The sequence below is a fragment of the Streptomyces sp. NPDC048506 genome (assembly GCF_040651315.1).
Lineage (GTDB): Bacteria > Actinomycetota > Actinomycetes > Streptomycetales > Streptomycetaceae > Streptomyces.
Window position 1 is genome coordinate 39,482 of sequence record NZ_JBEZIX010000028.1, and the last position, 20,680, is coordinate 60,161.

Here is a 20,680-nt window from a genome sequence, read left to right on the forward strand (position 1 = left end):
GCGTACGGCCCGGGACGGGGCGCCTCCCCCGCCCGTTCGGGGCGGTGGGGAGGCCGGCGGCAGCTCTCGCCGGTCAGAGGTTGCCGCGCTTCTCCTGCTCCCGCTCGATCGCCTCGAAGAGGGCCTTGAAGTTGCCCTTGCCGAAGCCGAGGGAGCCGTGCCGCTCGATCATCTCGAAGAAGACGGTCGGGCGGTCCTGGACCGGCTTGGTGAAGATCTGAAGCAGGTAGCCGTCCTCGTCGCGGTCGGCGAGGATCTTCAGCTCGCGCAGTTCGTCGAGGGGGACACGGGTGTCGCCGACCCACTCGCCGAGGGTGTCGTAGTACGTGTCGGGAACGTCGAGGAACTCGACGCCCGCGGCGCGCATCCGGCGGACGGTGGCGACGATGTCGTTGGTGGCGAGGGCGATGTGCTGGACGCCCGGGCCGCCGTAGAACTCCAGGTACTCGTCGATCTGCGACTTCTTCTTGGCGATCGCCGGCTCGTTGATCGGGAACTTGACCTTCTTGGTGCCGTCGGCGACGACCTTGGACATCAGGGCGGAGTACTCGGTGGCGATGTCGTCGCCGACGAACTCCTTCATGTTGGTGAAGCCCATGACCTTGTTGTAGAAGGCCACCCACTCGTTCATGCGGCCGAGTTCGACGTTGCCGACGCAGTGGTCGACGGCCTGGAAGAAACGCTTCTGCGGGGGCTCGACCATGGGGCCGGCGGCGACGAATCCGGGCAGGTAGGGGCCGTCGTACCCGGTGCGCTCGACGAGGGTGTGCCGGGTCTGGCCGTAGGTGGCGACGGCGGCCAGGACGACGCTGCCGTGGTCGTCCTTGAGCTCGTAGGGCTCCTCCAGGCCGGTGGCACCGTGGGCGACGGCGTACGCATAGGCGGCACGGGCGTCGGGGACCTCGATGGCCAGGTCGACGACCCCGTCGCCGTGCGCCGCGACATGGTCGGCGAGGAAGCGGCCCCGGTCGGTGGTGGGCTTGACGACGGAGGTGAACACGAACCGGGCGCCGCCGGATTCGAGGACGTAGCTCGCGGTCTCCCGCTCGCCGTTCTCCGGACCGGAGTAGGCGACGCGCTTCATACCGAAGGCGGTGGAGTAGTAGTGCGCGGCCTGCTTGGCGTTGCCGACGGCGAAGACGACCGCGTCCATCCCCTTGACCGGGAAGGGGTCCGCCTGCCGCGCCGTGTCGGGGGTGAGGGGCTGGGTGTGCATCGTGGTGTCTGCCATGCTCGCAGAGTCCCTCCGATCCACAAGGTGCGCAATAGTTCGTGAATCGACTGGGCATTATGCATAGCAGCGGTGCGGTTTTATCGGGCTATCTGTACATGATGACCATCGGAATCAAGGGAGCCGGCGATGGCGATCGATCATTTGGACGGGGCGCTGCTGGAGCTGCTCGCCGAGGAGCCGCGGATCGGCGTCCTGGAGGCGTCGCGGCGGCTCGGGGTGGCGCGCGGGACGGTGCAGGCCCGGCTCGACCGGCTTCAGTCGAATGGCGTCATCAGGGGTTTCGGGCCGGACGTGGACCCGGCGGCGCTGGGCTATCCGGTGACCGCGTTCGCCACGCTGGAGATCAAACAGGGGCAGGGCAATGACGTGCGCGCCCATTTGACCACCGTGCCGGAAGTGCTGGAGCTGCATACAACGACGGGACACGGGGACATGCTCTGCAGGCTCGTCGCCCGGTCGAACGCCGATCTACAGCGAGTGATCGACCGGGTTGTGGGCTTTGATGGCATTGTGCGGGCGTCAACGACGATTGTCATGGAAAATGCGGTTCCGTTGCGGATCATCCCGCTGGTGAAGCAGGCAGCGGGGGACTGACCGACCGAGGAGAGCGACGGTGAGTTTCTGGGAGTACGTCAGCACCCGGCACACCCAGCTGCTGACGGATACGTATCAGCACGCCAGCGCGGTCTTCCAGTGCATGGTGATCGCCACCCTGCTGGGGGTCTTCATCGGCGTCGTCACCTACCGCAGCGTCTGGGCGGGCAACCTCGCCACGACCTCCACCGCCACCATCCTGACGATCCCCTCGCTGGCGCTGATCGGTCTGCTGATCCCGGTCGTCGGCCTCGGCGTCGCCCCGACGGTCGTCGCGCTGACCCTGTACGGGCTGCTGCCGGTGGTCCGCAACGCGATCGTCGGGCTGCGCGGGGTGGACCCGGCGCTGGTCGACGCCGCCAAGGGGATCGGGATGTCGCGCGCCGCCCGGCTCTTCCGGGTCGAACTGCCGCTGGCCTGGCCGCCGATCCTGACCGGCATCCGGGTCGCCACCCAGATGCTGATGGGCATCGCCGCCATCGCCGCGTTCGCCTCCGGCCCCGGTCTCGGCAACGAGATCTTCCGCGGGATCGCCTCGCTGGGCAGCGCCAACTCGCTCAACCAGGTGCTCGCCGGCACCGCCGGCATCGCCGTCCTCGCCCTGCTCTTCGACGCCGCATACGTCCTGATCGGACGCCTGACCATCTCCAGGGGGATCCGTGCCTGAGCCGACCGAGCAGCCCGCGAAGCCCCGCACCACCGCCTCCGGCGCGAGCATCGAGCTGGAGAACCTGACGAAGACCTACCCGGGGAACCCCCAGCCCGCGGTGGACGACGTCAGCATGGAGATCAAGGCCGGCGAGACCGTGATCTTCGTGGGGCCCTCGGGGTGCGGCAAGTCCACCACCCTGAAGATGATCAACCGGTTGATCGAACCGACCTCCGGGCGGATCCGGATCGGCGACGAGGACGTCACCGACATCGACCCGGTCAAACTGCGCCGTACGGTCGGCTACGCCATCCAGGCCTCCGGCCTCTTCCCGCACATGACGGTCGCCCAGAACATCGCCCTGGTCCCCAAGATGCTCGGCTGGCCCAGGACGAAGGTCAGGAACCGGGTCGAGGAGATGCTCGACCTGGTCGGCCTGGACCCGGCCGAGTTCCACGGCCGCTACCCCCGCCAGCTCTCCGGCGGCCAGCAGCAACGCGTCGGCGTGGCCCGGGCGCTCGCCGCCGACCCGCCCGTCCTGCTCATGGACGAGCCGTTCGGCGCCGTCGACCCGATCACCCGCGACCACCTCCAGGACGAGCTGATCCGGCTCCAGCACGAGCTCCACAAGACCATCTGCTTCGTCACCCACGACTTCGACGAGGCGATCAAGCTCGGCGACCGCATCGCGGTGCTCCGCGAGCGCTCGCACATCGCCCAGTTCGACACCCCCGAGGCCATCCTCACCAACCCCACCGACGACTTCGTCTCCGGCTTCGTGGGCGCCGGCGCGGCGCTGAAGCGGCTGAATCTGACCCGGGTACGGGACGTGGGCGTGGTCGACTTCCCCACCGCCACCCTCGACGACCCGCTGGAGACCATCTTCGACCGGCTGCGCTCCGGCGCCCACACCGAACTGCTGCTGCTGGACCGCAACCGCCGCCCGTACAAGTGGCTGCGGCGCGGCGACCTCGCCCGCGCCAAGGGCTCGCTGGCGCGGGCCGGGACGCTGGTGCAGCACACGGTGACCCGGGACGCGACCCTGCGGGACGCGCTGGAGGCGGTGCTCACCGACAGCGCGGGCCGGGTCGCGGTGACCGGGCGGCGCGGTGAGTACACCGGCGTGGTCGATATGGAGACGCTGATGAACAACGTCCACGAGCTGCTGGAGGCCGACCGGCTGGACGCGGTCGAGCACCAACACCAGCTCCAGGAGCAGCGGTTGCGCCAGACCCAGCTGGCACAGGAAGGCCTGGAGGCATGAGCGCGCACAGCGAGGTCCGGGCATGAGCCGCCGCGACGGGCGCGGGGCGGACCGGGCGGACCGGGAGCGCGGTGCCGGGCACGGCACCGACCTCGCCTTCCGCGACGGCGCCGAGATGGCGGAGCGGGAGCTGGCGTCCGGTGCGGCGCCCGTCCCGTCCGCCCCGCCCGGCGCGCGCCGGATCAGCTGGCAGAAGTGGACCTTCATGCCGGCGTTCCTGGTCGCCGTGGTGCTGGCGACCTGGCTGTGGTTCCGCGGGGCCGAGCTGGACTCCATCGCCCACCAGGCGGTGGACGGCGGCAAGGTGTGGCTGGCGCTGCGGCAGCACATCCAGCTCACCGCGGTCTCCACCTTCTTCGTGCTGATCATCGCGATCCCGCTGGGCATCGCGCTGACCCGGCCCGCGCTGCGCCGGGCCACGCCCGTCGCGATGGCGTTCGCCAACCTCGGCCAGGCCGTGCCCGCCCTGGGTCTGCTGGTCCTGCTGGTCATCTGGCTGGGCATCGGCGCCCGCTCGGCGATCGTCGGCATGGTCGTCTACGCGATGCTGCCGGTCCTCGCCAACACCATCGCCGGGCTGCGCGGGATCGACCCGACGCTGACCGAGGCCGCCCGCGGTATCGGCATGTCCCCCACCGGCGTACTGGCCAGGGTCGAACTCCCGTTGGCCGTACCGCTGATGATGGCGGGCGTGCGCACCGCGCTGGTGCTGAACGTCGGCACCGCGACGCTGGCCACCTTCGGCGGGGGCGGCGGCCTCGGCGATCTGATCTCGGCGGGCATCGTCACCCAGCGGATGCCCGTACTGATCCTCGGCTCGGTGCTGACCGTGGTGCTGGCCCTGCTGGTCGAGTGGCTGGCCTCGCTCGCCGAGCTGCTGCTGCGGCCGCGCGGCCTGGAGGTGGCCTCATGAGCCGCATGAGCCGCGTGCGCCGTATGGGCCGTACGAGCCGCGCGGGCCGTATGAGCCGCATGAGCCGTGTGGGTGTCCGACGGCGCTCGGCCGTCCTGGTGGCCGTCCTCGTCCTGGCCCTCGGCGGCTGCGGGCTGGTCAGCGGCAGCCCGATGACCGACGACGTCAAGCCCGGCACGGTCGGACGGGGCCTGCCCCTCAAGGGCGCCCAACTCACCGTCACTTCAAAGGAGTTCACCGAGAACATCATCCTCGGCCAGATCATGGGCCTGGTCTTCAAGGCGGCCGGCGCGACGGTCGTCGACAAGACCAACATCCAGGGCACGATCGGCGCCCGCGAGGCGGTGCGAACGGGTGCCGCCGACGGGATGTACGAGTACACCGGCACCGGCTGGATCACCCACCTCGGCCACGAGAAGCCGATCGCCGACGAACACAAGCAGTGGGAGGCGGTGCGCGACGAGGACCGGGCGAACGGCCTCGTATGGCTGCCGCAGTCCGCCCTGAACAACACCTACGCGCTGGCGCTGAACGCCGCCAACGAGAAGAAGTACCCGGTCAGGAGCCTCTCCGGGCTCGCCGCACTGCTCAAGAAGGACCCCGGCGCGGTCACCCTGTGCTTGGAGAACGAGTTCGTCACCCGCAACGACGGCCTGCCCGGTATGGCCAAGGCGTACGGCATGGACATCCCCGCGGGCAATATCCGCAAGATGTCCGCCGGTGTCATCTACACCCAGGCCGCCCGGGGCGACGCCTGCACCTTCGGCGAGGTCTACACCACTGACGGCCGCATCAAAGCCATGGGGCTGACCGTCCTGGCCGACGACAGGCACTTCTTCCCGAACTACAACGCCGCGCCCGAGATGAACGCCGCGGCGATGAGGAAGCACCCCCAGATCGCCGCGCTGCTCGCCCCCGTCACCAAGGCCCTCGACAACACCGTCGCCCAGGAACTGAACCGCAAGGTGGACGTGGACGGCGAGGACCCGCACGAGGTCGCCAAGCAGTGGCTGCTGCGGGAGGGCTTCATCAAGGAGGGGTGAGGGCGGGGTCCGGTGCCAGGGTCTGTCCGATGGATCGCGCCCTGGCTAGGGGATGTCGCAGCTGGGGACCGCGCCCCCGGACCGCAGCGCCTTCAGCGCGTCCACCGCGTCGTCCAGCGTGGTGACGGGGATCAGCCGCATCCCCTTCGGCAGCTCGGCCTGCGCGTCCGCGCACTCCTTGCGGGGCACCAGGAACACCGAGGCGCCGTCGCGGTGCGCGGCCTGGGTCTTCAGCGGAACCCCGCCGACCGCCCCGACCTCCCCCTTCTCGGTGATCGTGCCCGTCCCGGCGATCGTCCGCCCACCGGTCAGATCGTGGCCGGCACCGTCGCCGTCCAGCTTGTCGACGATGCCGAGGGCGAACATCAGCCCGGCGCTCGGCCCGCCGACGTCCGCCAGGCTCAGCTTGACCTTGACGTCCTTGGGGGACTTCGCCAGCTGGCCGAGCGCGGCGGCGGTGGCGGTGTCCTGGGACTCCTTCATCTGCTGGGCGTTGTGCTCGGCGATCTCCTCGGTGTTGTTGCCCACCGGGTAGACCGCCTCCTTGGGCATCACGGCCTCGTCCGTACGGAACCAGCCCTTGACGATGTCCGACAGGTGCACCGAGGCGTCCGGGCCGGTCGCGACGATCGAGGTCATCCGCAGCTGGCCGGTCGTCCTGCGGGTGTCGGCGCCGGTGATGGTGATCACCGGCTTGCCCTTGTCGTCGCCGAGGACGTTCGCGGTCATGCCCGGATACGCCACCGAGTACGGCAGCGGGGCGAGGGCCGCGGTGACGAGGAGGGCGAGGACCAGGGCGGTGCAGAGCGCCAGGGCGCGAGCGCGGGAAGACACCACGCCAGCCTAATTGACCCCCGCCCCACCCGGCCCTCGCGGCGCTACCAGCTCACCGCACGGCCACCGGGCCTTCACACTCCGCAGGCCTCTCCCGCACCGGCCGCCTCACCGCAGCGCCTCGGACACCTCCCGGGCCGCGTCGACCACCCGCGGCCCGATCCGTTCCGAGACGGCGTCGGCCAGCATGACGACGCCGACGCTGCCCTCGATGCCGCTCACCCCGAGCAGCGGCGCCGCCGCCCCGCTCGCACCGGCCTCCAACTCCCCGTGCGTCAGGGCGAGTCCGGCGTCGTGGAGGCGGCCCTGGCGGGCCTTGAGGATCGCCCGCCCGGCGGCCCCGCGGTCCAGCGGATGGCGGAACCCGGCCCGGTAGGCCACGTGGTAGTCGGTCCAGGTCGGCTCCACCACGGCCACGGCGAGCGCCTCGGTGCCGTCGACCAGGGTGAGGTGCGCGGTGGCCCCGATGTCCTCGGCGAGCGACCGCAGCGCGGGCAGCGCGGCCTCTCTGACCAGCGGGTGCACCTGGCGGCCCAGGCGCAGCACGCCCAGGCCCACCCGGGCCCGGCCGCCTATGTCACGGCGCACCAGGGCGTGCTGCTCCAGGGTGGCCAGCAGTCGGTAGACCACGGTGCGGTTGACGCCGAGCTTGTTGGACAGCTCGGTGACGGTCAGCCCGTGGTCGGTGTCGGCGAGAAGTTTGAGGACGCGCAGTCCCCGGTCGAGCGTCTGAGAGGTCTCTGCGGTCACGACGCCCCTCCTGGTGTGAGTGGCGGCGCTCCGACACGACGCGCTGCGGATCCCGGAGCAGCGCGCGCTAGAGGCCGCCGGCCGCGTGGCACCGGCTGCGCTCCGCGGCGGCGCTGCCACGGGGCGTGTGCGTGACCGGGACAGTAGCGAGCCAGTCCGGTCAGCGGAAGAGTCCGTCCAGAATCCGGGCTCTCCCGCCCGGAACATCCCGATTGGTCCGCCCAGCGGGGCGTCCGGTGTTTCAGCGAGGGCTACGACGTCACGCGCCGTTACGGCAACGAAGGGGCGGCGGCCCACCTACGAGCCCCCGCCCGGCAGCGGCCCACCGTCACCGCATCCGGGTGGCCCACTCCCGCACCTTCTTGATCCGCTCGTTCAGCTGCCCGGCGGTGGCCTCCGCGCTCGGCGGCCCGCCGCACACCCGCCGCAGCTCGGTGTGGATCACCCCGTGCGGCTTACCGCTCTGGTGGACATACGCGCCCACCAGCGTGTTCAGCTGCTTCCGCAGCTCCAGCAGCTCCTTGTGCGTGACCACCGGCCGCCGCTCGGCCGGGATCTCCAGCAGGTCGGCCTCCGCGTCCGGCTTCTTCCGGCTGTGCGCTATCTGCCGGGCCTGCCGCTTCTGGAGCAGCATCTGCACCTGATCGGGCTCCAACAGCCCGGGGATGCCCAGGTAGTCCTGCTCCTCCTCGCTGCCGGCGTGCGCCTGCATGCCGAACTCGGCGCCGTCGTAGAGCACCCGGTCGAAGACCGCCTCCGACTCCAGCGCCTCGAACGAGAACTGCTCCTGCTCCCCGGTGTCCTCGTCCTGCTGCTTGTTCGCCTCGTCCATCTCCTGCTCGGACTCGGCGTAGGGGTCCTCCTCCCCCTCCTTCTTCGGCTTGTCGAGCACGTGGTCGCGCTCGACCTCCATCTCGTTGGCGAAGCCGAGCAGCGACGGGACGGTCGGCAGGAAGACCGAGGCGGTCTCGCCGCGCTTCCGGGAGCGCACGAACCGCCCCACGGCCTGGGCGAAGAACAGCGGCGTGGAGATCGTCGTGGCGTACACCCCCACCGCCAGCCGCGGCACGTCGACGCCCTCGGACACCATCCGCACCGCCACCATCCAGCGGTCCTGGGAATGCGAGAAGTCGTCGATGCGCTGCGAGGCCCCGGAGTCGTCGGACAGCACCAGCGTGGCGCCGTCCCCGGTGATCTCCCGGATCAGCTTGGCGTACGCCCGCGCCTGCTCCTGGTCCGAGGCGATCACCAGCGCTCCGGCGTCCGGGATGGACTTCCGAACCTCCGTCAGCCGCTGGTCGGCGGCCCGCAGCACGTTCGGCATCCAGTCGCCGCGCGGGTCCAGCGCCGTCCGCCAGGCCTGCGACACCGCGTCCTTGGTCATCGGCTCGCCGAGCCGGGCCGCGATCTCGTCGCCCGCCTTGGTGCGCCAGCGCATGTTGCCGCTGTAGGAGAGGAAGATCACCGGCCGGACCACGCCGTCGCCCAGCGCGTTCCCGTATCCGTACGTGTAGTCGGCGGAACTGCGCCGGATCCCGTCGTTCCCCTCCTCGTACGTGACGAAGGGGATCGGGTTGGTGTCGGACCGGAAGGGCGTACCGGTCAGCGCCAGCCTCCGGGTGGCCGGCTCGAACGCCTCCAGACAGGCCTCGCCCCACGACTTGGAGTCGCCCGCGTGGTGGATCTCGTCGAGGATCACCAACGTCTTCCGCTGCTCGACGCGGTTGCGGTGCAGCATGGGCCGCACGCCCACACCCGCATACGTCACCGCCACCCCGTGGTACTCGCGGCCCAGCGGCCCCGCGCTGTACTCCGGGTCCAGCTTGATCCCGACCCGGGCCGCCGCCTCCGCCCACTGCTTCTTCAGGTGCTCGGTCGGTGCGACGACCGTCACCTGCTGCACGACGTGGTGGTGCAACAGCCATGAGGCGAGCGTGAGCGCGAACGTGGTCTTGCCGGCCCCCGGGGTCGCCACGGCGAGGAAGTCTCTCGGCTGGGTCTGGATGTACCGGTCCATGGCCGCCTGCTGCCAGGCACGCAGCTTGTTCGCGGTACCCCAGGGGGCCCGCCCCGGAAAAGCCGGGGACAGGTGGTGGTTGTTGGTGGCGCTGGCGGTGGTAGTCACGGTCTCCGTCGGATGAGGTCGGCGATCGGCAACCGCGCAAGCCTATCCGCTGCGCTTGGCCGGCTTCCCACGTGTTCGGCTGGCCCTCCGTGGGGGGTGTTCGCCGTGGCGCCTGCGGCGGGCGGGGTGTTGTCGGGTGCGGTGACGGGCCGGAGGGGGAGGGTTTCCGGACTGCTTCGCTTTACGTCCGGAAACCCTCCCCCTCCGGCCCGTCACCTCCCGTGAGTGGGAGAGAAGAAGGCCGGTGGGGGTGGCCCCACTGGTCCCCTGCCGGTAGGGGACAGACGGCGCCAGCCCCCACAAGTCCATCCCCCACTCACGGGAGGGGGCGCGCCGCAGGACGAAGTCCGGAGGAGCGGCACCGCACCCGACACACAACGCCCGCCGCAGGCGAAATGGCGAGCAACCAGCACGGCGCCGCAGACAAAAACGTGGGGAGGTTCACAGCCGCGCAGCGGCCACCGCACCGGCCGCCGCGACCGCCGCCATCGTTGCGAAGACCGCCACGAACGCCGCCGGATGGCTCGTACCGGCGGACGCGCCGCCGAAGGCGACGAACAGCACTCCGCTCACCCCGACGAAGGTGACGTTGCCCAGTGCGTCCGACATCTGGAGGGAGGCGGAGTTGCTGCCGGCCTCCTCGGGGCGGGACAGCTTCAGCAGGAGGACGCCGCCGCTGGAGATGTTCAGGCCCATGCCGAAGCCGCCGATCGTCCAGGCCGCCGCGACGATCCAGGGCGGTACCCCGTCGAGCAGGGCCAGCGGCACCATGACGATGGCCGCCGCGAGGAGCCCCATGCCCAGGCCCATCAGCCGTTCCCGGTACGGGTCCAGCCGCGGCCGGCTCTGCACATACGAGGCGAGTGCCCAGGTCAGACCGCCGCCGGTGAGGGAGAGGCCGGCGAGGGTGGCGGACAGTCCGCGCTGGGTGACCAGCATCAGCGGGATGAAGCTCTCGGCCGCCACCAGCGCCCCGGCCGCCAGCCCGCGCATCAGCACCACGGTCGGCAGGCCGCGCGCCGCCCGGAACGTGCCGCGGGGCAGCAGGCGTACGACGCCCGGCCCCAGCAGGGCCAGCCCGACCGTCGCCGGCAGCAGCGCGAGCCACGTCGGGTGCTGGCCCGCGTACTGCAACAGGCATGCGCCCGCCGCGACGGCCAGCGCGAGCAGACAGCGTCGGTTGCCCAGCACCTGGCGGAGCCCGGCACCCGCTGCCGGCCGGGTGCGCGGCAGCTTCCGCAGCGCCGGGAGCATCACCGCGAGCGGCAGCAGGATCAGCACCGGGATGGAGAGGAAGACCCAGCGCCAGCCGAGCTGTTCGGTAACCGTCCCGGCGACCAGCGGGCCGACGATCACCGGCACCACCCAGGCCGCCGAGAACGCCGCCATGACCGACGGGCGCAACCGTTCGGGGTAGGCGCGGCCGACCACGACGTACAGCGACACCACCACCAGCCCGCCGCCGAAGCCCTGCACACCGCGGCCGGCGACGAACATCCCCATGCTCTGCGCGCCGCCCGCGATCAGCAGCCCCACCCCGAACGCGGCGATCCCGCTGAACAGCGGCGCGAGCGGGCCGCGCCGGTCGCTCCACTCGCCCGACAGCGCCATCGCGAACAGGCTGGCCGTGAAGAAGGCGGAGAAGGCGAAGGCGTACAGGCCGACGCCGTCCAGGGCCCGGGCGGCGACCGGCATCGCGGTGTTCACGGCGCTGGCCTCGAACGCGACGAGGGAGACGACGGAGATGATGCCCAAGGTCAGTGCGCGGTGGCGCGGGGACAGCACCCCCTCGGTGGCGGGCTCCCGGTCGTCGTCCAGGTCCCGGGGGTCGGCGGATATCGGGTCAGCGGTCATCGGGCCAGCGTAAGGGCCGTACGGTCGGTGCGCCCCTGTCGTAAGGCGGGGATCCGGTCGGTCGTCGGTCCTACGCCGTGGGGCGGGAGGCGGGCTTCGGAAGGGGCCCGTGACGGCCGTATGAATGCCGTGTGCCGGCACGCCGCACACCATGGACTCCCTTGCTCCCCCGTCCTACTCTCGTCCGCCGTTGCCGACGGATGGATGAGGAACTCCCATGCGCACAAGGCTCTTTGGGCTCCACGGCGGGCGGTGCGGGTCCCGCACCGCCGCCGCCCGCGCCGGGCCACCGGCTGGTCCCGCAGTACCAGGGCGCCCCGGCCACCGCCGCCCCGCTGCCGGCGGACCAGGCCCCGCCCCGACATCCGTACCTCGCGCCCAACGGGCGGGCCGGGATGCACGGGGACGGAGCCAGCAGCGACACCCACCCCTTCCCGGGTCCGCTCGGTGTCCGGCCGACGGTCAGCAGTGCGCGGATGGCGGCGCTCGGCGGGGAGTGCGCGACGGTCACCTTCGACTCCGGGGGACGGCTCCTGACCGTCTGCGGCACCTTCCGGGGGTTCCGGCTCAAGCTCCTGGACCCCGGGAGCCTGGAGACGCTCGCCGAGTACGCGCTGCCGCAGCGCCCCTCCACCGTCGAAGCCCTCACCCGGCTGGACTTCTCCAAGATCTTCAAGGACACCTCGGGCGGCGCGTACTTCTACCTCGACAACACGGACCGCGTCGTCCTCGCCGACTCCCGGCAGCACGTCCTGCGGCTCTCGCACGCCCGGTCCGCCGACGGCCGCTGGCACTTCACCGTCGACCGCGACTGGGACCTGACCCCGTACGTCCCGCACGACTGCGTCGGCTGGACCAACCTCCATCCGCGCGGGGAGTGCGATCCGGTGACCTCCGTCCAGCCCGACTGGGACGGCCGGATCTGGTGGGTGACCCGTAAGGGCCGGATCGGCACCATCGCCCCGCGGACCGGAGCCGTGCGCACCGCCCGGCTGCCGGGCGAGGAGATCCAGAACAGCTTCTCGGCGGCCGCGGACGGTGTCTCCCTCGTCTCCGACCACGCCCTCTACAGCCTGCGCGCGGACGCCGGCGGCACCCCGCGCATCCAGTGGCGGCGGACCTACGACCGCGGTACGGGCGGCAAACCGGGCTCCGTCAACCAGGGCTCCGGCACCACCCCGACCCTCCTCGGCGACGCCGCGCACCCCTATGTGGCCATCACCGACAACGCCGACGACCGGATGCACGTCCTGGTCTACCGCCGCACCGGCCCCGGCGCCGGCCGCGAGGTCTGCTCCGTCCCGGTCTTCGGCTCCGGCGCCTCCACCACCGACAACTCCCTCATCGGCTACGGCAACAGCCTCGCCGTCGAGAACAACTACGGCTACGAGAACGTCACCTCGCTGCTGCTGGGCAGGTCGGTGGTGGGAGGCATCACCCGGATCGACATCCGGCCGGACGGCAGCGGCTGCGACACCGTCTGGGAGAGCACCGAACGCTCCCCCTCCACCGTCGCCAAACTGTCCACCGTCAACGGCCTGCTCTACTCCTACACGAAGGACCCGCACCGCCTGGGCATCGACGCCTGGTACCTGACCGCCGTCGACTTCCGCACCGGCCGGACCCGCCTCAAGCGCCTCACCGGCACCGGCCCGCTCTACGACAACAACTGGGCCCCGATCACCCTCGGCCCGGACGGCACGGCCTACGTCGGCGTCTTCAACGGCCTGGTCGCCGTACGGGACGCCCGGTAGACGAACGTTGCCCCGTGTTGCGCCGCATTGCAGCTTCATGGCGGCCCGCCCGGCACCCTTGTCCGGCCCCCCTCCCCGCGGCCTAGAGTCGGAACCGCACCACAACCCGGCCGTGTGCCCGAGTGGTTGAGGGGCTCGCCTGCAAAGCGAGTTACGTGGGTTCGAATCCCGCCACGGCCTCGATACGCGCGATGCGTGACCAGGTGACCGGTTGGGGTGTGCAGGTGTCCGGAGGCGGTTCCCGCGGTTGTGGGGGCCGCCTCCGGGCGTGTTCGGAGGCGGCCTGGTGCCTCGGCCGGTCCCCTACTGCTGCACCACCTGGGCCACCGCCGCCTGGGGGCGGATGGGGAGGCGGCCGATGGGGCGGCCGGTGGCGGCGCGGACGGCGGAGGCCACCGCGGCCGGGGAGGTGACCACCGGGACCGCGCTGGCCGGCTTGGCGCCGAACGGGGCGATCACGTCGCGCTCCTCGACGAGCTTGACGATGCGGATGTCGGGGGCGTCGAGGGCGGTCGGCAGCGCGTAGCCGGTCAGATCGGGGTGGCGGACCTGGCCGCGGGTGGTGCGCAGGTTCTCCATCAGGGCGGCGCCCAGGCCCTGGGTGACGCCGGCCTCGATGCGGGCCCGCAGCTGGCGCGGGTTGAGGACCCGTCCGACGTCCTGCGCGACCGTCATCTCGACGACCCGGACGGTGCCCAGCTCGATGTCGACGTCGGCGACGCAGCGGATGGCGCAGAAGGCGAGGCCGACGAAGGCGTCGCCCTGGCCCTCGTCGTCCAGCGGCTCGGTGGGGTGCGGGCGGCACTGGGCGGTGGCCCACAGTTCCTTGCCGTCCAGGGCCTCGGCGACGGTGGTGCTGAGCACGCCGTCGTACGAGGTGATCTTGCCGTCGCTGATCTGGAGGAGTTCGGTGGACATGCCGAACTTGTGGGCCAGCGGCTGGAGGAGCTGGGTGCGGACCATCTTCGCGGCCCGCTCGACGGCGCCGCCGGACACCCAGGTGTGCCGGCCGTGGCAGGCCGCGCCGGCCGGCGGCTGGTCGGTGTCGACGCCGGCGACGTGCACCTCCTCGACCCCGAGGGTCTCCTGGACGATCTGCCGCGCCAGGGTGGTGAAGCCCGAACCCGTCTCCACGGCCGCGCAGATGACGGTGGCGACCGAGCCGCTGACCTTGACGGTGGCGGTGGAGACCTCGTCGGTGCCCTCGGCGCCGAGCATGTGCACCATGCCCAGCGCGTAGCCGACACCGCGGCGCACCGCGCCCGGCTCCCCCGCGCCCCCGGGGCCGCCCGGCAGCAGCCACTCCGCCTCGGGGGCGTCCTTGGGCAGCTCCGGCAGCGGCGCCTCCCGCACGGCGTCGAGGAGTTCGGCGACGGGGGCGGGGCAGGTCACCGTCTGCCCCGTGGGGAGCAGGTCGCCGGTGGCCATGACGTTGCGCATCCGGATCTCGGCCGGCTCCAGGCCCAGACGGGCGGCCAGTTTGTCCATCTGGCCCTCGTAGGCCGCGCAGACCTGCATCGCGCCCTCGCCCCGGACGTGTCCGGACGGCGGGTTGTTGGTGCGCACCGCCCAGCCGTCGACGACGGCGTGCGGGACGACGTAGGGGCCGCAGGAGAAGGAGACCGCGGCGGCGAGCGCATCGGCGGAGGTGTCGGCGTAGGCGCCGGCGTCCATGAGGATCTGCGCCTCCACCTTGACCAGCTTGCCGTTGGCGTCCGCGTGGTGGCGGTAGCGCAGCAGCGTGGGGTGGCGGTGGGCGTGCGCGAGGAAGGACTCCTCGCGGGTGGCGGCGAGCTTGACGGGGCAGCCGGTGCGCAGCGCCAGCAGGCCCAGCGACAGCTGGATGCCGGGGTCCTCGCGGTCGGCGGTGGCGCCGGGCACACCGGTCACCACGACCTTGACCTTCTCCGGCTCCAGGCCGAAGGAGGCGGCGGCCAGATCGCGGTCGGTGTGCGGGTCGGTGGAGGCGGTGTAGATCTCCACCCCGCCGTCGGGGCGCGGCACCGCGAGCCCGGCCTCGGCCCCGATGGGCGCCGGGTCCTGGCGGCCGATCCGGTAGAGCCCCTCGACCATCACCTCGCCCACGGCGTCGGCGTCGCCGAAGCGGAGCGGGATGTGCCGGATGAGGTTGCCGTCCGGGTGCAACGGCTCAGCCTCGAAGGCCAGTTGGGGATCGGTGACGGCGTCCAGGACCTCGTACTCGACGGCGATGGCGGCGGCGGCCAGCCGTGCCGTGTCGGGGTGGTCGGCGGCCACCGCGGCGATCGGCTCGCCGTGGTGGCGGACCTCGTCCTTGGCGAAGACCGGGCGGTCGGCGACGCCCCGGCCGTGCCCGGCGTCCCCGGGGACGTCCTCGTGCGTGACGACGACACGGACGCCCGGCAGCTCCAGGGCGTGCTTGGTGTCGACCGACAGGATCCGGGCGCGCGGGTGCGGCGAGCGCAGCACCGCCGCCCACAGCAGCCCCTCGGCCCACAGGTCGGCGGCGTACGGGAAGGTGCCCTCGGTCTTCGCCGCGGCGTCGGCGGGCGGCAGGGAGACGCCCAGGCCGCGCAGCGGCGGCTCGTCGGGCGGGATCGGGACGCCCGCCGCGGGGGTCGCGGTGATGGCGGCGGCACCATCCGGCGTGCCACTCATGCGGTGCCTCCCGGGTACGGGTCCTGGTCGTGCGGGGCATGGCCCATGGGGTCGGCGGGGCCTGCCTGGTGGGGGATGCGGGCGGTGTCCGCCGGGGTCGCCCCGGCCGGCTCGTCCGCCGCGAAGGGCGCCTCGGCGGCCTCCGCGCGGGACTTGACGACCTCTTCGACGGCGTCCAGCACGCCCCGGTAGCCGGAGCAGCGGCAGAGGTTGCCGCACAGCGCCTTGCGGGTCTCCAGCTCGGTGGGGGCGTGGTTGCCCTCCAGGAGGTCGTGCACGGTCATCGCCATGCCCGGTACGCAGAAGCCGCACTGCACGGCACCGGAGGCGGCCAGGGCGCGCTGGACGTCGGAGGGCACGCCGTTCTGGGCGAGGCCCTCGACCGTACGGACCTCGCTGCCCGCGGCGGTCGCCGCGGGCACCAGGCAGGACGCGACCAGCCGCCCGTCCACCTGGACGGAGCAGGCGCCGCACTCGCCCTGCGAGCAGCCGTCCTTGGCGCCGGCCAGACCGAGCCGCTCGCGCAGCACGTACAGCAGCGACTCGCCGATCCAGGCGTCGGTGACCGGGCGGTCGATGCCGTTCACCCGCAGGACGTAGGAGGCGGCGGGGTGTTCGTCGTGGTCGTCGGCGGACGCCTCGCTGCCGGGGGCCGCGGCGGGGTCCTCGACGGCGGGGACCCCGGCGCCCGTGGGGCCGGTGTCCTCGGCGGTGTCCGCACCGGTGGCGAGGCCGGTCGCCCCGGTGCCACCGCCGTCGTGGTCCGCGGGCTCGCCGGGGGCCTCGGGGCCGGTGGCGACGTCCGGTACGACGGCGTCCAGGGGCGCGTCCACCGCGGCCGCGGCATCCACTGCGTCCACGGGGCGCTCGGTGTCGCCCCCGGCCGCTCCGGCGGCCGGGGCAGCCGCGGACGAGGCGGGCACGACGGGACCGGTCGGCTCCGCTTCGCCGGACCCGGTGAAGTCGGCGGGGTCCGCCGGGTGTTCGCCGTCGGCCGCCGGGGCCGCCCAGCCCTCCGCGCCGGCCGGGGCGGGCACGTCGGACGCCGTGTCGTGTGTCGACGGAGCGTGCTCGGTGGCCGGCGGCCACTGGGCGAGCGCGTCGGCCGGCAGCGACCAGTGCCCGGTCGCCGCGCCCCCGGCCGCGGCGTGCGGGTCGCCCGCGACCGGCGGGTACCCGCCGGCGCCCGACAGACCGCCGCCGGGCAGTTCGACGCCCGGGTCGCCGGCGTGGCCCGGGGCGGGCGCCGTGCCGTGACCCGCAAGGCCGCTCTCCGGCGCGTACGGGCCGCCCGCGGGGTCGCCGTAGGCGTCGTCGGCCGGTGCGCCCGGCGGGGCCTCCTGCGGCTCTCTGGAGTGCGTCTCGGCCCCGCTCGTGGCGCTCAGGCCGGCGGTGAAGTTCCAGTGGCCGGTGCGTGCGGTGGCACCGGCGTCCGCGCCGCCGGGCGCGCCGTCGTACGCGCCGGCGCCCGGGTAGCCGCCCGGGTAGCCGCCGGTCGGTCCCGGGTGTCCTGCCGGTCCGTCGTGGCCGACCAGGTACTCGCCGGACTCCTCCAGGCCGTCGTCGGCCGCCGCCGGAACCGTCCACGCGCCGCCGCCCGCCTCCGGGCTGCCCGCCACGGGCCACTCCACGGGGGCGCCGCCCCAGGGCTGCGCCACCTCGGGTGCGCCACCCGGGTAGCCCGCGGACGGGCCCTGGTGGGCCGCGTGCTCGGGGTGGGCGGGGTAGCCGGTGGACGGGTCGGCGTATCCGGCCGACTGGTCCGCGAACGGCATCGTCCACTGGCCGGTGGCCGCCGGGTCGGCGTTCCCCCCCGCGACCGGCGGGGCGGCGTGCGGGGTGAACGAGGACGGCGGAGTGTAGCCGTGGCCGGGCGCGGCGAGCGGGTCGGCGCCCGGGGGGTAGCCGGGCGTCCGGCCGCCGTAGACCCCGGTGGTGAAGCCCTCGGGCAGCTGCACGAAGGCCGTAGCCTCCGACTCGTACTCGCCGCCCTGCGGCAGCGGTTGCCAGCCCTGATCGGCGTGCGGCTGCTGCGGATGGCGGTTGTCTGCCTCACTCACGAGAGCGCCCTCCCAAGTGCGCGGCGGGCCAGGGCTGCCACCGTACGCCGCAGGTGCAGCGCGGCCGGCGGCAGGGTCGCCGGTTCGGAGCCGTCCTCCGGTGGTGCCGGGTCCGGGATGCAGGCGGCGGCGACGTAGTCGCCGAAGGCGGTCAGCGCCTCGGGCACCAGGCCGCGTTCGCCGTCCCAGTCGATGATCGAGGCCACCCACTGCTCGGCCTCCAGGGGCCGCAGCGGCATGGCGGCGACCGCGCCGACCGCGCAGCGCACACCGCGCCGGGCGGGGTCCAGGACCAGCGCGACCGACGCGGTGGCGCGCCCGGGGCCGGTGCGGCCGCTGGCCTTCAGGAAGGTCTGCGGGGCGTGCAGCAGCGGCACCCGTACGAAGCCGACGAGTTCGCCGGGGTGCAGGATCTCGCGGCCGGCCAGGAGGTGGCTGACCGGGATCTCGCGACGGCTGCCCCCGGGGCCGGCGACGATCACGGTGGCTTCCAGGGCGGCGAGCACCGGGAGGGTGTCGCCCGTGGGTGCCGAGGTCACGATGTTGCCGCCGAGCGTGCCGGCGTTGCGGATCTGCGGCGGGCCGGCCGCACGGGCGGCGGCGGCCAGGGCCGGGATCAGGGCGGCGAAGTCGGGGCGTCCCATGCGGGCGAGGGTCAGTCCGGCGCCGAGCAGCGCATGGCCGTCCAGGTACTGCCAGCCGCGGATCTCACTGATCCGCCCCAGGCCCACCAGGCCTGCGGGTCTGAGGAGTCCGGCGTTGACCGCCGCCATGAGATCGGTGCCGCCCGCGACGGGCACGGCGGCGGGCATGGCGGTGAGCGCCGCCACCGCCTCGTCGAGCGAGGCCGGCAACGTCACCGTGTGCGACGCGTGCGGTGCGTGCGTGGTCAAGCCAGCTGCCCCTTCCCCGGGTGTCCCGGCAGTTCCGCTCCGCCGTACGGTACGTGCTCACTGCCCGGACGTGGCAACTCTGGCACATCTTCCCGGCCCCTCGGCGCGAGGGTCCAGGAAGCGACGATCCGTCCCCGAACAGGGTGCTGGTCCGGTTTCGTCCGCCACAGCCGGTGAAGGATGCGGCGTCAGGGCGTCGGGGGCGCTGTACGGGGAGCGCCCCGGCGGTACGGCGGTGCCCCCGGGGTCCACCGCGGCGCGGGGGTGGCAACCGCCGTACGCCACCAGGGTCCCAGGGACCGGCCGACCGGGGGCCGTCGGTGCACCGGGGCTCACACGTTTGGGGGCGCCCCGTCGATCGGGCGTCCGAGCACTCCGGGGCGTTTCTGCCAGGGGCGGGGGCCGCCGGGCGGGCGGTAGTCGACGCCGAGGGCGTCGAGGCGGGTGTAGTGGACGGCCATCCTCCGGGTGAAGTCCCGGTAGTCGCGGTCGGCCGGGGCCGGCAGTCGTGACCAGGCGACCTCGGCGAACGCGGCCAGCCGCGGGAAGACCTGGTAGTCGAGGCGCGCCGGGGTGTCCATGACCTCGGTCCAGGCGTTGGCCTGGGTGCCCAGGACGTGCGCGGCCTGTTCGTCCGTCAACTCGGATGGCACCGGCTCGAAGCGGTAGACGTCCTCCAGGGTCCGTACGAAGCCGATCGGTACCGGCTCGTCCGGGGAGGGGTGCTGACGGTGGTCCAGGTACACCTGTTGTTCGGGGCACATGACGACGTCGTGGCCGGATTTGGCCGCGGCCACACCGCCGGCGTAGCCGCGCCAGGAGGAGACGGCGGCACCGTCGGCCAGGCCGCCCTCCAGGATCTCGTCCCAGCCGATGAGCCGCCGGCCGCGGTCGGCGAGCCAGCGGTCGAAGTGCCGGATGAACCAGCTCTGCAGCTCGTCCTCGCCGGACAACGACAGCTCGGCGATCCGGGCCTGGGCGGCGGCGGACGCCCGCCACTGGTCCTTGGGGCACTCGTCGCCGCCGATGTGCACGAACGGCGAGGGGAAGAGGTCGAGGACCTCCGCGAGGACGTGCTCGTAGAACCGCAGGGTGGTGTCGGTGGGTGCCAGTACGTTGGGGTTGACGCCCCAGGTGTCCCAGACCTTCAGGGAGGTGGTGTCGACGACGTCGGCGTTGCCGAGTTCCGGGTAGGCGGCGATGGCGGCCTGCGAGTGTCCGGGGACGTCGATCTCGGGGACGACGGTGATGTGCCGCTGGGCGGCGTAGGCGACGATCTCGCGGATGTCGTCGTGGGTGTAGTAGCCGCCGTGCGGACGGTCGTCCCACAGCGGGGAGGCGCGGTGTCCGAGCTTGGTGCGCTCGCGCCAGCCGCCGATTTCGGTCAACTTGGGGTAGCGCGCGATCTCGATGCGCCAACCCTGGTCGTCGGTGAGGTGGAGGTGGAGGACGTTGAGCTTGTGGGCGGCGAGCAGGTCGAGGTAGCGCAGCACGCCGTCCTTGGGCAGGAAGTGCCGGGCGACGTCGAGCAGCATGCCGCGCCAGCCGAAGCGGGGGCCGTCCTCGATGGTCTGCTGGGGCAGGACGACGGGGCGGTCCGGGGCGAGCGGGGCGCGGCGGAAGGCGAGCGGGCCGAGGAGCTGACGGAGCGTCTGGGTGCCCCAGAAGACGCCGGCGGGACCGCCGCCGGTGATCCGTACGCCCCACCGTGCGTCGGCCTCCAGGCGGTAGCCCTCCGCCGGGAGGGCGGGGTCGAGGGCGAGCGCCAGGGTGTCGGTCGCCTCGGGCGAGCCGGGCGGCAGTGGCAGGCCGAAGGCCGCGCCGAGGGTGGCGCGCAGCCAGCGCGCGGTGTCCTCGGTGCCCGGCGCGGCGGCGAGGGCGGTGTCGGCGCCGAGGCGGACGGTGCCGCGGTGCGGGCCGTCGATGCTCAGCGGCGCCGGGACGAGGCCGGCGGCCCGTCCCGGGTGGGTGTCTGTGTCCGGCATGCCGTCAGTCCTTCACCGCGCCGCCCGGGCCGCAAACCCGTCGGCGCCGTACGCATGCGGAGAAGACCCGCCCGGCGGCCCCTCCCGGTCG

General features: G+C 73.0%; 15 protein-coding genes and 1 tRNA gene. 7 read left to right on the top strand and 9 right to left on the bottom strand.

Going from position 1 to position 20,680, the window contains the following annotated elements; all coding sequences use genetic code 11:
* Positions 1 to 73 precede the first annotated feature (73 nt).
* Positions 74 to 1,231: a 4-hydroxyphenylpyruvate dioxygenase gene (gene hppD / locus AB0C96_RS23010; RefSeq protein WP_362919573.1), complete on the bottom strand. Its 1,158-nt coding sequence runs from the start codon at positions 1,229 to 1,231 to the stop codon at positions 74 to 76.
* A gap of 129 nt (positions 1,232 to 1,360) precedes the next feature.
* Here hppD and AB0C96_RS23015 point away from each other — a divergent pair, with 129 nt between their 5' ends.
* The 5 genes from AB0C96_RS23015 (at position 1,361) to AB0C96_RS23035 (ending at position 5,697) form a co-directional block, all read left to right on the top strand.
* Positions 1,361 to 1,828 carry an Lrp/AsnC family transcriptional regulator gene (locus tag AB0C96_RS23015; RefSeq protein ID WP_362919574.1) on the top strand — a complete coding sequence of 156 codons (468 nt, stop codon included), beginning with the start codon at positions 1,361 to 1,363 and terminating at the stop codon, positions 1,826 to 1,828.
* A gap of 19 nt (positions 1,829 to 1,847) precedes the next feature.
* Positions 1,848 to 2,495, top strand: a complete 648-nt coding sequence (locus AB0C96_RS23020) for an ABC transporter permease (RefSeq protein WP_362919575.1) — start codon at positions 1,848 to 1,850, stop codon at positions 2,493 to 2,495.
* Positions 2,488 to 3,741: a betaine/proline/choline family ABC transporter ATP-binding protein gene (locus AB0C96_RS23025; RefSeq protein ID WP_362919576.1), complete on the top strand. Its 1,254-nt coding sequence runs from the start codon at positions 2,488 to 2,490 to the stop codon at positions 3,739 to 3,741. The genes AB0C96_RS23020 and AB0C96_RS23025 overlap by 8 nt, the downstream gene beginning before the upstream one ends.
* Before the next feature lie 115 nt (positions 3,742 to 3,856).
* Positions 3,857 to 4,654, top strand: a complete 798-nt coding sequence (locus AB0C96_RS23030) for an ABC transporter permease (RefSeq protein ID WP_362919630.1) — start codon at positions 3,857 to 3,859, stop codon at positions 4,652 to 4,654.
* A 59-nt stretch (positions 4,655 to 4,713) separates the two neighbouring features.
* Complete coding sequence (locus tag AB0C96_RS23035) at positions 4,714 to 5,697, top strand: glycine betaine ABC transporter substrate-binding protein (protein ID WP_362919631.1); 984 nt, start codon at positions 4,714 to 4,716, stop codon at positions 5,695 to 5,697.
* 45 nt (positions 5,698 to 5,742) lie between these two features.
* Here the strand turns inward: AB0C96_RS23035 and AB0C96_RS23040 are convergent, their stop codons facing one another.
* The 4 genes from AB0C96_RS23040 to AB0C96_RS23055 form a co-directional block, all read right to left on the bottom strand.
* Positions 5,743 to 6,531, bottom strand: coding sequence for a S16 family serine protease (locus AB0C96_RS23040; protein WP_362919577.1), 789 nt, complete (start codon positions 6,529 to 6,531; stop codon positions 5,743 to 5,745).
* A gap of 108 nt (positions 6,532 to 6,639) precedes the next feature.
* The gene (locus tag AB0C96_RS23045) at positions 6,640 to 7,281 is read right to left on the bottom strand and encodes a helix-turn-helix domain-containing protein (RefSeq protein WP_362919578.1); all 642 of its coding nucleotides are present in this window, start codon (positions 7,279 to 7,281) and stop codon (positions 6,640 to 6,642) included.
* A 328-nt stretch (positions 7,282 to 7,609) separates the two neighbouring features.
* Positions 7,610 to 9,406 (bottom strand): DEAD/DEAH box helicase, encoded by a 1,797-nt coding sequence (locus AB0C96_RS23050; RefSeq protein WP_362919579.1) that lies wholly within the window; start codon positions 9,404 to 9,406, stop codon positions 7,610 to 7,612.
* A gap of 441 nt (positions 9,407 to 9,847) precedes the next feature.
* Complete coding sequence (locus tag AB0C96_RS23055) at positions 9,848 to 11,260, bottom strand: MFS transporter (protein WP_362919580.1); 1,413 nt, start codon at positions 11,258 to 11,260, stop codon at positions 9,848 to 9,850.
* A gap of 200 nt (positions 11,261 to 11,460) precedes the next feature.
* On the opposite strand from AB0C96_RS23055, the gene AB0C96_RS23060 reads away from it, so the two are divergent.
* Together AB0C96_RS23060 and AB0C96_RS23065 are read left to right on the top strand one after the other, a co-directional pair.
* Complete coding sequence (locus tag AB0C96_RS23060; RefSeq protein WP_362919581.1) at positions 11,461 to 13,014, top strand: hypothetical protein; 1,554 nt, start codon at positions 11,461 to 11,463, stop codon at positions 13,012 to 13,014.
* Between the two features lie 108 nt (positions 13,015 to 13,122).
* Positions 13,123 to 13,194 (top strand) — tRNA-Cys (locus AB0C96_RS23065).
* Between the two features lie 123 nt (positions 13,195 to 13,317).
* Here AB0C96_RS23065 and AB0C96_RS23070 read toward each other — a convergent pair.
* From AB0C96_RS23070 to AB0C96_RS23085, 4 genes are all read right to left on the bottom strand, one after another.
* Positions 13,318 to 15,651, bottom strand: a complete 2,334-nt coding sequence (locus AB0C96_RS23070; RefSeq protein ID WP_362919582.1) for a xanthine dehydrogenase family protein molybdopterin-binding subunit — start codon at positions 15,649 to 15,651, stop codon at positions 13,318 to 13,320.
* On the bottom strand, positions 15,648 to 17,711 hold the full coding sequence (locus AB0C96_RS23075; RefSeq protein ID WP_362919583.1) for a 2Fe-2S iron-sulfur cluster-binding protein: 2,064 nt from the start codon (positions 17,709 to 17,711) through the stop codon (positions 15,648 to 15,650). The genes AB0C96_RS23070 and AB0C96_RS23075 overlap by 4 nt, the downstream gene beginning before the upstream one ends.
* The gene (locus AB0C96_RS23080; protein ID WP_362919584.1) at positions 17,708 to 18,604 is read right to left on the bottom strand and encodes an FAD binding domain-containing protein; all 897 of its coding nucleotides are present in this window, start codon (positions 18,602 to 18,604) and stop codon (positions 17,708 to 17,710) included. Before AB0C96_RS23080 ends, AB0C96_RS23075 begins: the two co-directional genes overlap by 4 nt.
* Before the next feature lie 332 nt (positions 18,605 to 18,936).
* On the bottom strand, positions 18,937 to 20,589 hold the full coding sequence (locus AB0C96_RS23085) for a beta-N-acetylhexosaminidase (protein WP_362919585.1): 1,653 nt from the start codon (positions 20,587 to 20,589) through the stop codon (positions 18,937 to 18,939).
* Positions 20,590 to 20,680: the final 91 nt, after the last annotated feature.

What these genes read in the sequence shown, in the direction of transcription:
- hppD (WP_362919573.1), bottom strand. Translation starts at nt 1,231, where the DNA reads ATGGCAGACACCACGATGCACACCCAGCCCCTCACCCCCGACACGGCG.
- AB0C96_RS23015 (WP_362919574.1), top strand. Translation starts at nt 1,361, where the DNA reads ATGGCGATCGATCATTTGGACGGGGCGCTGCTGGAGCTGCTCGCCGAG.
- AB0C96_RS23030 (WP_362919630.1), top strand. Translation starts at nt 3,857, where the DNA reads ATGGCGGAGCGGGAGCTGGCGTCCGGTGCGGCGCCCGTCCCGTCCGCC.
- AB0C96_RS23035 (WP_362919631.1), top strand. Translation starts at nt 4,714, where the DNA reads ATGAGCCGTGTGGGTGTCCGACGGCGCTCGGCCGTCCTGGTGGCCGTC.
- AB0C96_RS23055 (WP_362919580.1), bottom strand. Translation starts at nt 11,260, where the DNA reads ATGACCGCTGACCCGATATCCGCCGACCCCCGGGACCTGGACGACGAC.
- AB0C96_RS23060 (WP_362919581.1), top strand. Translation starts at nt 11,461, where the DNA reads ATGGATGAGGAACTCCCATGCGCACAAGGCTCTTTGGGCTCCACGGCG.
- AB0C96_RS23070 (WP_362919582.1), bottom strand. Translation starts at nt 15,651, where the DNA reads ATGAGTGGCACGCCGGATGGTGCCGCCGCCATCACCGCGACCCCCGCG.
- AB0C96_RS23085 (WP_362919585.1), bottom strand. Translation starts at nt 20,589, where the DNA reads ATGCCGGACACAGACACCCACCCGGGACGGGCCGCCGGCCTCGTCCCG.